Consider the following 13,375-nt stretch of genomic DNA (forward strand, 5'->3'; position numbering starts at 1 on the left):
CCGGCTGCCGTCGCACGCTTGCCGGGGCACGCCACCGGGCTATGCTGAAACCGTACAGCCATGCTCAGGAGCGCCAGATGAATACGCCTCAAGGCCAGGTCACGGAACATGAACTGCTGGTTCGCATCAACCAGAAGCTCGCCCGGCGCGGCCAGGTGATGCGCAGCAGCGGCCCGGACACCCCCGACCGCGACGGCTTCGCCGACTATCACCTGATCGACATCAACACCAACCAGCCCGAACAGGAGCACTGCGACCTAGTGTGGTGGGGATACGAACTGGGTGTACTAGCGGACGGCGAGGTGCCGGTTGCCGGGCGATAGGACCGCCACGAAGAGAATTCGTCATCTCCATCATCTTTCACTATCGACACCATGACTTAAATTCGTTAGAAACCGACATGCCTTACGGCTAACTTGAAGGGCCAGAACACACGATTCACGCCCCGTAGGAGGAGTCAGCCATGAGCAGCGAAAACAAGTGTCCGTTTAGCTGGATGCACGGTGCCCGCAGCACCCTGGGAACCCAGTCCAACCGCGACTGGTGGCCGAAGGTGTTGAACCTCAACATCCTTCACCAGCACGCCCCGGCGTCCAACCCGCTGGGCGCGGACTTCGACTACGCCGAAGAATTCGGCAAGCTCGACTACGCCGCGCTCAAGAAGGATCTTTACGCGCTGATGACCCTGTCGCAGGACTGGTGGCCGGCCGACTGGGGCCACTACGGCGGTCTCTTCATCCGCATGGCCTGGCACAGCGCCGGCACCTACCGCACCGCCGACGGCCGCGGCGGCGGCGGCACCGGCAACCAGCGCTTCGCCCCGATCAACAGCTGGCCAGACAACGGCAACCTCGACAAGGCCCGCCGCCTGCTGTGGCCGATCAAGCAGAAGTACGGCAACAAGCTGTCCTGGGCCGACCTGATGATCCTCGCCGGCAACGCGGCGCTCGAATCCATGGGCTTCAAGACCTTCGGCTTCGGCGGCGGCCGCGCCGACATCTGGCAGCCGGAAGAGGACATCTACTGGGGCGCCGAGAAGGAATGGCTCGCCACCAGCGACAAGCCCAACAGCCGCTACTCCGGCGAGCGCGAGCTGGAGAACCCGCTCGCCGCGGTGCAGATGGGCCTGATCTATGTGAACCCGGAAGGCCCGGACGGCAATCCCGACCCGGTGGCCTCGGGCCGCGACGTGCGCGAAACCTTCGCCCGCATGGCGATGAACGACGAGGAAACCGTGGCCCTGGTGGCCGGCGGCCACACCTTCGGCAAGGCCCACGGTGCCGGCGACCCGAAGCTGGTCGGCCCCGAGCCGGAAGCCGCACCCATCGAGGAACAGGGCCTGGGCTGGATCAACAAGTTCGGCAGCGGCAAGGGCGGCGACACCACCACCAGCGGCATCGAAGGCGCCTGGAAGCCCAACCCCACCCAGTGGGACAACGGCTACTTCGACATGCTCTTCGGCTACGAGTGGGAACTGGTGAAGAGCCCGGCCGGCGCCCACCAGTGGCGCGCCAAGGACGTCAAGCCCGAGCACATGATCCCGGACGCCCACGACCCGTCAAAGAAGCATCCGCCGATGATGACCACGGCCGACCTCAGCCTGCGCTTCGATCCGATCTACAAGCCGATCGCGCGCCGCTTCCACCAGGATCCGGCCGCCTTCGCCGACGCCTTCGCCCGCGCCTGGTTCAAGCTCACCCACCGCGACATGGGCCCCAAGGCGCGCTATCTCGGCCCGGAAGTGCCGGCCGAAGACCTGATCTGGCAGGACCCGGTGCCCGCGGTCGATCATCCGCTGATCGACGCCGCCGACATCGCCGCGCTCAAGGCCAAGGTGCTGGCCTCGGGCCTGTCGATCGCCGAGCTGGTCGCCACCGCCTGGGCCTCGGCCTCGACCTTCCGCGGCTCCGACATGCGCGGCGGCGCCAACGGCGCACGCATCCGGCTCGCGCCGCAGAGGGACTGGGAAGCCAACCAGCCGGCGCAACTGGCCAAGGTGCTGGGCGTCCTGGAGGGCATCCAGCAGGCCTTCAACGCGGCCCGGACCGGCGGCAAGAAGGTATCGCTCGCCGACCTCATCGTGCTCGGCGGCTGCGCCGCGGTCGAAGCGGCGGCCAAGGCGGCCGGCCACGACATCCAGGTGCCCTTCACCCCGGGCCGCAGCGATGCCTCGCAGGCGCAGACCGACGTCGAATCCTTCGCCGTGCTGGAACCGGTGGCCGATGGCTTCCGCAACTACCAGAAGAAGGCCTACACCGTCGCTGCCGAGGAATTGCTGATCGACAAGGCCCAGCTCCTGACCCTCTCCGCCCCGGAGATGACGGTGCTCGTCGGCGGCCTGCGTGTGCTCGGCGCCAATGTCGGCGGCTCGCAGCACGGCGTGTTCACCCAGCGGCCGCAGACGCTGAGCAACGACTTCTTCGTCAATCTGCTCGACATGGGCACGGTATGGAAGCCGGCCACGGATGCCGCCGACAGCTACGAGGGCCGTGACCGCAAGTCCGGTGAGCTGAAGTGGACCGGTTCCCGCGTCGATCTGATCTTCGGCTCCAACTCGCAATTGCGCGCGCTGGCCGAGGTCTATGCGCAGGACGATGCGAAGGAGAAGTTCGTGCGCGATTTCGTCGGCGCGTGGCACAAGGTGATGGAACTGGATCGCTTCGATCTGAAGTGACACCAGCAGGCATTCCGGATGCACCTGCGGCGCAGGCAGGAAAGCATCCGGAACGCCTGACCAGGGGCCAGGCGCTACTCAATAGAGCGAGCCGCGCAGCCGCGCCGTGATCGCGCCGGGCCCGAACTCCGCTTGCACTTCGTCCTGCTTGTCGGCCGCCCAGGACACGGCGCGCTCGGCATTGTCGATGCGCCTGTCCAGCAGATGCCCATCGGAGACGAGCATTTCGGCCGCCTCGCCGAAGGCATTTGCCGCGTTGTTCAGGGTACGCACTGCCGCGTCCCGACTGGAAGCCAGCGCGGCATCGAAAGCGGCTTCATCCAGCACCATCTGGCCGTCCGGGGTAAAGCTCACGCCCATGTCGGTCAATCCCAGCGCAATGCCGCCATTGCCGGCGCCGTGGAAGATCGAACCGACCTCCCTGCGCAGCGAGAAGCGGGCCACTTCGCCCGCCTGGTTGTCGTCCAGCAGCGCGCCCTGCTCGAAGTAAGGATCGAACTCGCTGTCCCAGGCGTTGTAGCGGGTGATGAAATCCTTCAGCGTGGCCTTGATTTCCTCGTCGCCCGCGGTGGCGGTCAGCTGTGCAAGCCCTTCGCTCGCGTTGCCCAGCTCGCCCACCCGGGTACGCAGCTGGTTCAATACCGTCGCTTCGTCGCCGATTTCCTCCACGCGGGCGTTATAGCGCTTGAGAAAGGCGGTGTTGCTCGCCTCGAGCTGGGACAGGACGGACGCCATGCGCGACGAGTCGCTGCCCAGCAAGCCGGTGGCTGCTCCACTACCTCCGGTCAGGCTCGCCGACAGCGCTCCTTGTGCATTCATCAGCGCATTGAGGAAGTCGGTATTGCCAGCGCCGCCCTGCCCAGTCGTCGTGCCTCCGGTCGTCAGCGTGGAGAGGGCATTGAGGCGGAAAGCGGCGAGGTCGATGTTCATCGCGGGCTCCATGACGTAAGGGGCATGCGCCGCAGTCTAGCAGCCCGACGCCGCCGCTCGTCATCGTCCTGATCCGGGCGCCATGCGGCGGGTGCGCTTGGGGCATGCACCAGCCGCGCGGCGCATGCCGGGGGCCGCCGTCACGGCGGCGGCTCGTGGCCTTACTTCGCCACCACCGGTATGCCCCGCAGCGCCTCGCCACCGCGTGGCGCCCTCTCCAGCAGATGGGCAATCGTCGGTCCATGCACCACGTCCGCGCCGAGCTTGTGCAGCAGCACCCGCTCGCGCTGCTTCACGGTGTGCAGGTTGGCGAGCTTGACCGGGCCGAAGCCGCGCACGCCATCCGCCAGTCCGGCGAATTCGACGATGGCATCTGCCGTGTCGGCGGCCAGCCGAGGCAGCAGCGCTTCGATGCTGCGGGCGTAGTCGGCGGCGAGTTCGCGTTCCATGCGGCGTTCCTCGCTGCGGCCGAAAACGTCGAAGGCGGTGCCGCGCAGGCCCTTTGCGCGCGCCAGCAGGCGCAGCAGCGGCATCAGGCGCGGACCGAAGCTGATCTTCTGCGGCCGGCCGTTGGGGCCGGGCTTGGCGAGCAGCGGCGGCGCCATGTGGAACTGCAGGCGGTAGTCGCCCTCGAACTGCGCCTCCAGCGCCCGGCGGAAGCGGCCGTCGGTGTAGAGCCGGGCGACTTCGTACTCGTCCTTGTAAGCCAGCAGCTTGCCGTAAGTCTTCGCCACCACCGGCGCGAGGCGCAGCGGCGCTTCCGCGCCGAAGGCCTGCCGTTCGGCCGCGGCCACCTTGTCGATGAAGGCGCTGTAGCGCGCGGCGTAGGCATCATTCTGGTAGCCGGTGAGGTGGGCGACATGGCGTGCGACGATGACGTCCAGCCCCTCGCCCTCGATCATCCCGGTCTGGGCCGGTGCTGCCGTGAGCGCTGCCAGCGCAGCCGGGTCCGCCGCAGCCAGACGGCCGATGCGGAAGGCGCTGCGGTTCATTGCCACCGCCACGCCGTTGAGTTCTATGGCACGGTCGAGCGCGGCGAGCGACACCGGGATCAGCCCGTGCTGCCAGGCGTAGCCCATCAGCAGGATGTTGGCGCCCATGGTGTCGCCGAGGAAGCGCGCGCACAGCGCCTGGGCGTCGCAGGTGTCCAGGCGGTCGTCGCCGGCGGCGTAGCGCATCTTGGCGAGCAGCGCGTCGACATGCAGGTCGGCGTCCGGGTCCTGCACGAAGCGCGCGGTCTGGATCTCGTGCACATTGGCGACGATGCGGGTGCGACCGTGGCGGGCGGTGAGCAGCGCGTCGTTGCTGGCACCGACCACGAGGTCGCAGGCGAGGATGGCGTCGGCCTGCTGGGCGTCGATGCGCACCTGGTTGAGCACGCTGGTGTCGGCACCGAGGCGCACGAAGGACAGCACCTGGCCGCCCTTCTGCGCAAAGCCCATGAAGTCCAGCACCGAGGCGCTCTTGCCTTCGAGGTGGGCGGCCATGGTGATGAGCGCGCCCACGGTGACCACGCCGGTGCCACCGACCCCGGTCACCAGCAGATCGTAGGGCGCATCCCAGCACCAGGCCTTGGGCAACGGCAGCGTGCCGACCAGCGTGTCCAGGCGGGCGGCGTCGAAGGCCGGGCCGGTGGGCTTCTTCAGGCTGCCGCCAAGCACCGAGACGAAGCTCGGGCAGAAGCCGTTCACACAGGAATAGTCCTTGTTGCAGCTCGACTGGTCGATGGCGCGCTTGCGGCCGAAGGGGGTGTCGACCGGCACGATGGACAGGCAGTTGGACTGCTTGCCGCAGTCGCCGCAGCCTTCGCACACCGCGTCGTTGATGAAGATGCGCCGCGCCGGATCGGGGTAAGCCTGCTTCTTGCGGCGGCGGCGCTTCTCGGCGGCGCAGGTCTGGTCGTAGATCAGCACGGTCACGCCCTTGACCTCGCGCAGCTCGCGCTGCACCGCATCGAGCTCGGCGCGATGGTGGAAGGTCGTGCCGCGCGGGAACAGGCCCTCGTGGCCGTCGTACTTTTCCGGCTCGTCGCTGACCACCACCACCCGGCGCGCGCCCTCGGCTTCGACCTGACGGGCGATGCCATCGACGGTGACGGTGCCGTCCACCGGCTGGCCGCCGGTCATCGCCACCGCGTCGTTGTAGAGGATCTTGTAGGTAACGTTGGTGCCGGCGGCGATCGCCTGGCGGATGGCGAGGAAGCCAGAGTGGAAATAGGTGCCGTCGCCGAGGTTCTGGAACACGTGCGGGCTGCGGGTGAAGGCGGAGTGCGCCACCCAGTCCACGCCCTCGCCGCCCATCTGGATCAGCCCGGTGGTTTCGCGGTCCGGCATCCACGAGGCCATGAAGTGGCAACCGATGCCGGCCTGGGCGTGCGAGCCTTCCGGCACCTTGGTGGAAGTATTGTGCGGACAGCCGGAACAGAAATACGGCACGCGGCGCACGCCGTCCGCCTCGTTGGAGAGCAGCGGCGGCGGCGTGAAGTCGGTGACGTGCTCGACCACGTGGGCACGCTGCTCGATCTCCGGCCGGTGTCCGGCCAGCCAGCCGGCGATCACCGGGATCACCCGCGACGGCCGCAGCTCGCCGAGCGCGGACAGCAACGGCGCACCGTCGCGGCCGCTCTTGCCGATCACGACAGGGCGCTCGGCCGGGTCGGCGTTGTAGAACAGCTCCTTGATCTGGCGCTCGATCACCGGGCCCTTTTCCTCGACGACGAGGATTTCCTTCAGCCCGGCAGCGAAGGCGCGCATGCGGCCGGTTTCCAGCGGAAAGCTCTGCCCCACCTTGTAGAAGCGGATGCCGGCGGCCTCCAGGTCGGCGAGGCTGACGCCCAACCGGCGGAAGGCTTCGAGCAGGTCGAGGTGGGCCTTGCCGCAGGAGACGATGCCGATGTCGGCCTGCGGTGCGGCGCAGATGGTCTTGTCGATGGAGTTGGCGCGGGCGAAGGCGCGCGCGGCGTCGAGCTTGGCGTGCAGGCGCTGCTCGATGACGAGGCTGGGCAGATCCGGCCAGCGGTAGTGCAGCCCGGTGGCCGGTGGCGTGAAGTCGGGCACGCTATCGAAGCGGGTGCGGATGGCATCCAGATCCACCGTGGAAGCGCTTTCCACCGTCTCGGAAATCGCCTTCAACCCCACCCAGCAGCCGGAGTAGCGCGACAGCGCCCAGCCGTAGAGGCCGAACTCCAGCATCTCGGCGACGCTGGCAGGATTGACCACCGGCAGCCCCCAGGCCTGCAGGGTGAAGTCGCTCTGGTGCGGCATCGACGAGGATACGCAGCCGTGGTCGTCGCCGATCACCGCCAGCACGCCGCCGTGGGGCGAGGCGCCGTAGGCGTTGCCGTGGCGCAGCGCGTCGCCGGCTCTATCCACGCCCGGGCCCTTGCCGTACCAGATCGCGAACACGCCATCGACGGTGCGTTCGGCGTCGCCTTCCACCTGCTGGCTGCCGAGCACCGCGGTGGCGCCGAGTTCTTCATTGACCGCCGGCAGGAAGCGGATGCGGTTGGCGTCGAGCAGCGCCTTGGCCTTCCACAGTTGCTGGTCGTAGGCGCCCAGCGGCGAGCCGCGGTAGCCGCTGATGAAGCCGCCGGTGTTGAGCCCGGCGGCAGCGTCCAGCGCCGCCTGCATCAGCGGCAGGCGAACCAGCGCCTGGGTGCCGGTCAGGAAGATCTGCCCGGACATCGCTTCCAGGCTGTCGACCAGGCGGTAGTCGGTGCGCAGCTGGTTTGCGGCCAGGGCGACGTTCTCGGCTTTCATCGGCGGTCTCCTCATCATTTCGTTCTTGTCGCCGGCACAGCCACCGCTGCCTGGCCGGGTGTGTTTGGCCCTTTGATCCGGTGCGCCCCGTTTGGCTCCCGGCGGGTGATCTCGATGAGAAAGATATTAATGAGCATCCCGCGCAATAGGCGTGCATTCAATGCACGAAATCGCCAAATTTGCGCAATACTCATGCACCAATTAACAACACTATGCACGTAAATGACAATCGATCTCGACAAGTTCGATCTGCAGCTGCTCGCCGAGCTGCAGATCGACGGCCACGCCTCCAACACCACGCTGGCCGACCTCATCCACCTTTCGCCCTCGCAGGTCAGCCGCCGCATCCAGCGCCTGGAACAGTCCGGCTACATCGAACGCTATAGTGCCCTGCTGCGCCCCGCGGCCGTTGGCCTGGGCGTGACCGCCTTCACCAGCGTGTCGCTGGAACGCCACGGCGAGGTGCATACCGACGCCTTCAACCAGGCGGTGAGCGAGATGGACGAGGTACTGGAATGCTTCGCCATCACCGGCGAGGCCGACTACATGCTGCGCATCGTCGCGCCCGATCTCGCCGCCCTGTCGGAATTCATGCTGCACCGGCTGATGCGGGTGAGCGGGGTGCGCAGCGTGAAGTCCAGCATCGTACTCAACGAGATCAAGCGCACCACCCGGCTGCCGCTGGGCCACCTGCAGCGCGGCGGCACATGAGGCCGGACGGACGCCGACGATGCGCTCCTGCCCAAAGCGGGCATCGAATTTCGCACATGGCGACGGGATGAATCCCTTACTCCTTCCGTTAGGGACTAACATTAGCTAAAGGTAATAGAAAGCGGGGCCGCAGCCTTGCAGGGGTTTCGCAGGCTTGCGGATTCGGGAGTGACGACGATCTATCTGTTCCAACGCCATTTCTGGCTGGCCATCGTGCTGTGGACCGCACTGATAGGCGGCTTCTTCACGGTGAGCCAGTTCATGCATCGGGACGACGCGCGCCGGCAGGCCGAGCTCGTCGCCGATGCCTACGTGCGCAAGGATCTCGCGTTCCGCCGCTGGGTGACGCAGCATGGCGGGGTCTATGTGCCGCCGAGCGCAAAGACGCCGCCGAATCCCTATCTTCACCTGCCCGACCGCGACGTCGTCACTACCGACGGCAAGGCGCTCACCCTGGTCAATCCAGCGTATGCCACCCGTCAGCTGCTCGAAACCTTTGCCGAAAGCGACGGCATCCGCGGCAAGCTCACCTCGCTGCGGCTGAAGAATCCGGGCAACGCACCCGAGCCCTGGGAGCAGGTCGCGCTCGAACAACTGGAGCGCGGCGACCGCAAGTATTCGAGGCTGGACACGGTCCGGGGCGGCCGGGTGCTGCGCTACATGCTGCCGGTGTATATGGAGTCGGGCTGTATGAGCTGCCACGGCGATCTCGGTATCCCGATCGGCGGTGTGCGCGGCGGCTTCAGCGTGTCGATGCCGCTGGGGCCGTTCGAGACGCAGAACGCCCTCGGCCGCCAGGTTTCGATCACCGGCCACGGCGTAGTCTGGCTGCTCGGCCTCGGCCTGCTCGGCTTCGTCCGTCGCCGCGCCCTCGAGCAACGCGCGATCGACGAGGCGACCGAACACACCCGCCGCCAGAAGGAACTGTGCGCCGCGGAGCTGCTCGACATCAACGCCCGCATCGCCGGCAACGGCGAACGCGCCTGCATCGAAGCGGGGCTGGAGGCGGCGCAGCACATCACCGCGAGCGCGGTCGGCTACCTGCATTTCATCAATGCCGACCAGCGCACCATCGAACTCTGCGCCTGGAGCAAGGACACCCTCGCCCACTGCGAGGCCGATTACGACCAGCACTATCCGCTCGACCAGGCCGGCATCTGGGCCGACTGCGTACGGCTCAGGCACGCGGTGCTGCACAACGACTACGCCGCGGTTGCAGGCCGGCATGGAATACCGAGCGGCCACATCGAACTGCGCCGCCATCTCGCGGTGCCGGTGGTCGACGGCAGCGAAGTGCGCATGATCATCGGCGTGGGCAACAAGGAGGACGCCTACAACGACAGCGACATCGAGGTGTTGCAGGCGCTCGCCGACGGACTGTGGGGCATCGTCACCCGCGTGCGTGCCGATACCCGGCTGCGCACCAGCGAACGCCTGCTGCGCGACGCCCAGGAGATCGCCCACCTCGGCGGCTGGGAGATGGACCTGCGCGCCGACCGCATCACGCTGAGCGACATCGCGGCCCGGCTGCTGGGCATAGACGCACCGGAAGACGCCCCCCACGCCACCCTTACGCTGGGCCAGCTCCAGGCCATGCGCAGCGCGGACGAGTGGAGCGAGGAAAGCCGGCGCGTCCGCGCCCAGGCCGAAAAGGACAACACCATACACCTCGAACTGCGTTACCGGCCGACCGGCCGCAACGCGCTGCATCTGCGCCTGCGCGGCACGGTGCTGCGCTCGCCCGACGGCAAGCCCCTGCGCGCGATCGGCACGCTGCAGGACATCACCTCGCACTCCGAGCTCGACCTGCTACGCATCAGCACCACCAACCTGTCGGCGCTGTTCGAGTCGGCCGACCGCATCGTCTGGTCAGTGGACAAGGAGAACCGGCTGATCATCGCCAACCAGGCCGCGCAGCGCTTCTTCGCACTGCGCTTCGGCAAGCGCATCCAGCCGGGCGACATCTGCCTGCCGCTGGCCGCCACCGAGCGCGAGCGCTGGTCCGAACTCTACGCCCAGGCCCAGGGCGGCCACAGCGTGTCGGTCGATCTGGACCAGGTGGCCTCCGACCGGCGCTGGCTGGACATGCGCGTCGCCCCCGGCGGCCAGGACGGCATGGCCATCATCTACGGCATCGACCTCACCGAGCGCAAGCGTGCCGAGCTCGAACGCCAGGAATCACTCGAACGCATGCGCAGCATGGTCGAACGCCTGGCCGAGCGCGACCGCCACAACGGCCTGCTCAACCGCCTGCACGACCTGCTGCAGAGCTGTCGCAGCGAGAACGAGGCGCACGAGGTGATCGCGCCCTTGTTCGCCGACCTGTTCCGCGGCTTCGACGCCGCGCTGCTGCTGGTAGACAACGAGGACAACACCCTGCGCCTGACCGCGCAGGCCGGCGAGGCCGGCATTCCCGACGGCTTTCCGCTCGACAGCTGCTGGGCGCTCAGGCGCGGCGAGGTTCACGAAATCCTCGCCGGCGGCGCCCCCGTGTGCGCCCACTTCAGCGTTCCGCCGGACGCCGGCTACTGCTGCCAGCCGATGATGGTCGATGCCGATGTCGTCGGCCTGCTGTCGGTACGCTACCCGCGCAAGGCCGACGAGCAGGTACGCGAGAACATCCACTTCCTGATGCGCAGCACCGCCGATGCGGTAAAGCTGTCGCTGTCCAACCTGCGTCTGCGCGAAGCGCTGCGCCAGCAGGCGATCCACGACCCGCTCACCGGCCTGTTCAACCGCCGCTACCTCAACGACATCCTCACCCACGAGCTCGTGCGCGCTCAGCGCGACGGCGCGCAGATGGCGGTGGCGATGCTGGACATCGACCACTTCAAGCGCTTCAACGACGAATACGGCCACGAGGCAGGCGATCTGGTGCTGTCGGAGATCGGCCGCATCCTGCGCGAGGAGCTGCGCCGCAGCGACGTACCCTGCCGGTTCGGCGGCGAAGAGCTGGCCATCGTCATGCCGGGCTCCAATGCCCACAACGCCAGCGAGCGGCTGCAGGAGGTGTGCTCGCTGATCGGCCGTCTCGACCTCATCTTCCGCGAGCGCCGCCTGCCAGCGGTGACCTTGTCGGCCGGCGTCGCCGAAACCCCGACCCACGGCAGCGACAGCGTGCAGCTGCTGCACGCCGCCGACCTTGCGCTGTACCGGGCCAAGGCCGAGGGCCGCAACCGCATCGTCATCGCCGCCACGCCGGCTGCCTGAGCACGCCTCTCCAACGCTCAGCCGCGTGGTTCGTCGCCGGGCGGCAGCTGCGGATAGCGCACGTAATCCACCAGGGCCTGGATCTCCGGCGGCGGCGGCGGCGTCAGCAGGCTCACCACGATGATCACGATGAAACCCAGCGGCACGCCGAACACGCCGGCCGAGATCGGATTGATGTCGAACCAGGCGTTGACCATCGATCCGCCGAAGAAGGGATGGGTGCGGGCCGCGTAGAACAGCGTGACGCCCAGCCCGGCCAGCATGCCGCACACCGCGCCGGGGCGGTTCGCCCGCTTCCAGAAGATGCCGAGCACCAGCGCCGGGAAGAAGGCCGCCGCGCCGATCGAAAACGCCAGCCCGACCATGAACAGGATGTTGTCCGGGCGCATCGACGCCACCCAGGCCGCCACCACCGCCACCACCAGCAGCTGCGACTTGGAGATCACCAGCCGGCGATGGGTGGAGGCGCGCGGATTGATGACCTTGTAGTAAAGGTCATGCGACAGCGCATTGGAGATCGTCAGCAGCAAGCCGTCGGCGGTGGACAGCGCCGCGGCCAGCCCGCCCGCCGCCACCAGGCCGGACACCACGTAGGGCAGCCCGGCGATTTCCGGCGTCGCCAGCATGATGACGTCGGTGTTGATGCTGAGCTCGGCCAGCTGCAGGATGCCGTCGCCGTTGATGTCCTCCAGCCGCACCAGCCCGACCTTGCCCCACGACGCCACCCAACCCGGCAGGATGGACAGGCTGGAGCCGATCACGCTGTTGTAGATCTCCCATTTGGCGAACACCGCGTAGGCCGGCGCGGTGACGTAGAGCAGGAAGATGAAGAGCAGCGACCAGAACACCGAGCGGCGCGCCTCGACGACGCCGGGCGTGGTGTAGTAGCGCGCCAGGATGTGCGGCAAGGCCGCAGTGCCCACCATCAGCACGAACACCAGGGCGAGGAAATTGTTGCGGGCGATCGCCGACTCCTCCGGCGTCTTGCCCGGATGGGCTTCGGCATGGCGCGGCGGCGGTTGCGCCTTCTCCAGCGCCTCGGTACGCGCCTTGTCCCAGCGCACCGCCGCCTCGGCGGGCGAACGCGGCAGGTCGCGCAGCGCCCGCTCGGTGAGCGCGATGTCGCGCGCCGGCGCATTGTCCAGCCTCAGCTCGTTCAACCGCTCGATCAGCGCGCGCCGCTCCGCCTCGAGCGAATCCGGCAGGTCGGCGATCTTGCTGGCGTAGTCCTTGGCACGATTGCGGTACATCGCGCGCACCGCCAGCTCGCCGCGGTCGGTGCTCAGCTCCTCCTCGCGCTCGGACAGCTTGCCGAGCACGCTGCCGTACATCACCTGCGGGACCGGCACGCCGGTGACCTTGTAGGACAGGATCACCACCGGCACCAGGTAGGCGATGATGAGGATGAGGTACTGCGCAACCTGCGTCCAGGTAACCGCACGCATGCCGCCGAGGAAGGAGCACACCAGGATCCCGGCCAGACCGACGAACAGACCGATCTCGAACTCGACGCTGACGAAGCGGCTGGTCACCAGGCCGACGCCGTAGATCTGCGCCACCAGGTAGACGAAGCTCGCCAGCACCGTGGCGCCGATGCCGACCAGGCGGGCGAAATCGCCCTGGTAGCGCGCACCGAGAAAGTCGGGAATGGTGTATTGGCCGAACTTGCGCAGGTAAGGCGCGAGCAGCAGCGCCACCAGCACGAAGCCTCCGGTCCAGCCGGTGACAAAGGCCAGGCCCTCGAAACCCGAAAAATACAGCGTGCCGGCCAGGCCGATGAAGGAAGCGGCGCTCATCCAGTCGGCGGCGGTCGCCATGCCGTTGAACACCGCCGGCACCCGCCGCCCGGCCACGTAGTACTCCGACACGTCGGAAGTACGGCTCATCACGCCGATGCCGGCATAGATGGCAATGGTGACGAACAGGAAGATGTGGCCGATGGCCCGCTGCGACAGGCCGAGCTGCTCGCCCACCGCCAGGAGCCCGACGAAGAGCGCGAACGAGCAGGTGTACCACCAGTAGTAGCGGCGCAGCCTGCGCGAGAAGGCAGCCGTCCCCTTCATGGTGCGCAAGTGCCTTCGCCGGACCCGTC

The 13,375-nt window shown here is 67.7% G+C and carries 7 protein-coding genes; 4 read left to right on the top strand and 3 right to left on the bottom strand.

The window, feature by feature from the left end; genetic code table 11:
- Positions 1-77: 77 nt before the first annotated feature.
- Positions 78-323 (top strand): hypothetical protein, encoded by a 246-nt coding sequence (locus CJ010_RS15140; protein WP_141018806.1) that lies wholly within the window; start codon positions 78-80, stop codon positions 321-323.
- 140 nt (positions 324-463) lie between these two features.
- Entirely contained in the window at positions 464-2,674 is a 2,211-nt protein-coding gene (gene katG, locus CJ010_RS15145; RefSeq protein ID WP_141018807.1) for a catalase/peroxidase HPI, read from the top strand.
- A 78-nt stretch (positions 2,675-2,752) separates the two neighbouring features.
- Here katG and fliD read toward each other — a convergent pair whose 3' ends face one another.
- Complete coding sequence (gene fliD, locus CJ010_RS15150; RefSeq protein ID WP_141018808.1) at positions 2,753-3,604, bottom strand: flagellar filament capping protein FliD; 852 nt, start codon at positions 3,602-3,604, stop codon at positions 2,753-2,755.
- A 161-nt stretch (positions 3,605-3,765) separates the two neighbouring features.
- Positions 3,766-7,362: an indolepyruvate ferredoxin oxidoreductase family protein gene (locus CJ010_RS15155; RefSeq protein ID WP_141018809.1), complete on the bottom strand. Its 3,597-nt coding sequence runs from the start codon at positions 7,360-7,362 to the stop codon at positions 3,766-3,768.
- Positions 7,363-7,584: 222 nt separating this feature from the next.
- Here CJ010_RS15155 and CJ010_RS15160 point away from each other — a divergent pair, with 222 nt between their 5' ends.
- On the top strand, positions 7,585-8,073 hold the full coding sequence (locus CJ010_RS15160) for an Lrp/AsnC family transcriptional regulator (protein WP_141018810.1): 489 nt from the start codon (positions 7,585-7,587) through the stop codon (positions 8,071-8,073).
- A gap of 168 nt (positions 8,074-8,241) precedes the next feature.
- On the top strand, positions 8,242-11,283 hold the full coding sequence (locus CJ010_RS15165) for a diguanylate cyclase (RefSeq protein ID WP_141018811.1): 3,042 nt from the start codon (positions 8,242-8,244) through the stop codon (positions 11,281-11,283).
- 17 nt (positions 11,284-11,300) lie between these two features.
- On the opposite strand, the gene CJ010_RS15170 is transcribed toward CJ010_RS15165, so the two are convergent.
- Entirely contained in the window at positions 11,301-13,346 is a 2,046-nt protein-coding gene (locus CJ010_RS15170) for a sodium:solute symporter family protein (RefSeq protein WP_141020725.1), read from the bottom strand.
- Between the last annotated feature and the right edge of the window lie 29 nt (positions 13,347-13,375).

This window comes from Azoarcus sp. DD4 (assembly GCF_006496635.1).
In the GTDB taxonomy this organism is placed as follows: domain Bacteria; phylum Pseudomonadota; class Gammaproteobacteria; order Burkholderiales; family Rhodocyclaceae; genus Azoarcus.

Excerpts from the sequence above, each read along its gene's own strand:
- CJ010_RS15140 (WP_141018806.1), top strand. The coding sequence starts at position 78 with ATGAATACGCCTCAAGGCCAGGTCACGGAACATGAACTGCTGGTTCGC.
- katG (WP_141018807.1), top strand. The coding sequence starts at position 464 with ATGAGCAGCGAAAACAAGTGTCCGTTTAGCTGGATGCACGGTGCCCGC.
- fliD (WP_141018808.1), bottom strand. The coding sequence starts at position 3,604 with ATGAACATCGACCTCGCCGCTTTCCGCCTCAATGCCCTCTCCACGCTG.
- CJ010_RS15155 (WP_141018809.1), bottom strand. The coding sequence starts at position 7,362 with ATGAAAGCCGAGAACGTCGCCCTGGCCGCAAACCAGCTGCGCACCGAC.
- CJ010_RS15160 (WP_141018810.1), top strand. The coding sequence starts at position 7,585 with ATGACAATCGATCTCGACAAGTTCGATCTGCAGCTGCTCGCCGAGCTG.
- CJ010_RS15170 (WP_141020725.1), bottom strand. The coding sequence starts at position 13,346 with ATGAAGGGGACGGCTGCCTTCTCGCGCAGGCTGCGCCGCTACTACTGG.